This is a genomic window from Dietzia maris (assembly GCF_014144855.1).
Taxonomy (GTDB): Bacteria; Actinomycetota; Actinomycetes; order Mycobacteriales; family Mycobacteriaceae; genus Dietzia; species Dietzia kunjamensis.
Genome location: NZ_JAALDN010000408.1, coordinates 1 through 2,356 on the forward strand (window position 1 = coordinate 1; position 2,356 = coordinate 2,356).

Below are 2,356 nucleotides of genomic sequence, written 5' to 3' on the forward strand. Positions count from 1 at the left end.
CCGATCTGCTCGACCTCCACCGGGTACAGCGACGCCAACAGCGCCGCGTCGTCCAGGCCCAGCTCGGCGTCGGTCACCCCCACCACGTCGGGCGGGAACAGGTCGTCGATCACCGTTCGTCCTCCAGGTAGGGACCGGTGTCGGCGGGCCGGGCGATCCTCGGCATCCCACCGTCGCCGCGGACCCACCGCACCTGCGGACCGTCCGGCGCCGGGAGGATCTGACGGGTGAGCGGGTCGGGCCGCCCACGCCCGTTCCACTCCCTCGGGTATCCCAGTGAGACCTCCTCGAAGCGCACGCCGTCGTGGACCGTGGTCCGCGGGATGTGCAGGTGACCGTAGACGCACGCGATGGCGCGGTACCGGCGGTGCCAGTCGGCGGTCTGATCGGTCCCGCACCACAGCGCGAAGTCCGGGTGCCGCAGGACCCGGGTGGGGTCCCGCAGCAGCGGCCAGTGGTTGACGAGCACCGTCGGGTGCGCGGGATCGAGGCGGGCCAGCCGCGTCGTGGTGCCCACGAGACGGTCCCGGCACCAGGCGACCGCGTCACCGTAGGGGGCGGGGTCGATGAGGAACTCGTCCGAGGCCACGACGCGACGCTCCCGTGCACCGGCCAGGGCCTCCGCCCGCGGCTGCCCCGCCACCAGCGTCCAGCTGTAGTCGTAGAACAGGAACATCGGTACCACCCACGCGGGCCCGCCCGGTCCGGTCCACAGGGGATACTGGTCCTCCGGGGTGTCGACCCCGATGGCCCGGCACGCCTCCACCAGCCGGTCGTACTTGGTGGTGGACGTGATCCCCTCGTCGTCGCGGCCGATCCACAACTCGTGGTTGCCGGGCGCCCAGATCACCCGTTCGAAACGCGCCGCCAGTCGCTCGAGCGCGTCCACGACGTGGTCGACCTTCTCCGCCACGTCACCGGCCACGATGAGCCAGTCCCCCGGGTGCGCGGGGTGGATCTCGTCCACGACGTCCGCGTTGCCCCGGTGTCCCACGTGCAGGTCGGACACCGCGCGCAGGGTCGGTTGCACGCCCGTCGCCCCGGCGGTCATCCGTCCACCTCCTGCAGGGCCCGTGCGCCCGGCGTCTGCGCTCCCAGCACCATCCACCGGTCGCCGCGCACCCGGGCCACCACGGCGATCAGTCGGAGACCGACGAACACCCCCATCCCGACCCAGATCCCCGGCAGCCCCCACCCGAGGTACCGGGTGACGAGCAGCACGGGCAGGAAACCCAGCAGCGCCGCGACCACGGTGCTGGTGCGCAAGTACGCCGCGTCACCGGCGCCCAGCAGCACGCCGTCGAGACCGAACACCACCGCGGCCGGGATCACCACCACCGCCATCCCGATCAGGGCGACGACCAGGCGATCGGCCACCCCGGGATCCCCGGACAGCAGCGATGCCAGGGGAGCTCTGAACACGACCGTCAGCAGGGCGAGGGCAGCACCCAGACCCAGTGACCACACGACCACGGCACGTGCCAGCGCCCGGCAGTGGGCGGCGAGTCCCGCGCCGAGCGCGGCGCCGACCAGCGACTGGGCCGCGATCGCGACCGAGTCCAACACGAGCGAGTACAGCGCCCACAATTGCTGTGCGAGGTGGTGCGCCGCGAGCGAGTCGACCCCGGCGGCTGCTGCCGCGGTGGTGGCGACGGCGAAGGTGATCTGGAACGACGCGGTGCGGATGATCAGGTCCACGCCCATGCGGAGCTGGCTGACGATCACGGCACGCCGTGGCCGCAGCGACCCCGGGCGCTCGAGGACGAGCGCGACGAGGAAACCGGCGGCCATGAGCAGTTGTCCCGCGAGATTCGCCCACGCACTCCCGACCAACCCCAGCGCCGGGGCCGGCCCCAGACCAGGGACCAACACCACGCACCCGGCGGTCGACACGCCGATGCCCACGCCGACGAGCACGAGTGGGGTGCGCAGGCGCTGGACGCCCCTCATCCACCCGTGGCCGGCTGACGCCACGAGGATGCACGGGATGCCCCACACGGCCACCCCGAGCCATTCGGCCGCGCCGGCGGCCACGTCCGGGTCCGCGGCGAGTACCCGGGTGATCGGCCCCCGCAACGCCAGTACGACGGCCACCACCAGCGCGCCGACGGCGACGGCGATCCACGTCGCCTGCACCCCCTCGGCCACGGCGTCGCCGCGGCGGCCCGCCCCGTGCAACCGTGCCGATCGGGCGGTGGTCCCGTAGGACAGGAAGTTCATCTGGGTACCCAGCACCAGGAGGACGAGGGCTCCCACGCCGAGCGCGGCCAGGTCCTCCGGTCCCTGGCGTCCGACGATGATCCCGTCGACCAGGAGATAGACGGGCTCGGCGGACAGCACCGGCAGGACCGGCAGG

At 73.0% G+C, this 2,356-nt stretch carries 2 protein-coding genes; both read right to left on the reverse strand.

What is annotated here, in order from left to right:
• Window positions 1–109: 109 nt before the first annotated feature.
• Window positions 110–1,051, reverse strand: coding sequence for a metallophosphoesterase family protein (locus G6024_RS13250; RefSeq protein WP_159148895.1), 942 nt, complete (start codon window positions 1,049–1,051; stop codon window positions 110–112).
• A complete protein-coding gene (locus G6024_RS13255; protein WP_159148896.1) occupies window positions 1,048–2,355 on the reverse strand; it encodes an MATE family efflux transporter in 1,308 nt (435 codons plus the stop codon). The genes G6024_RS13250 and G6024_RS13255 overlap by 4 nt, the downstream gene beginning before the upstream one ends.
• Window position 2,356: the final 1 nt, after the last annotated feature.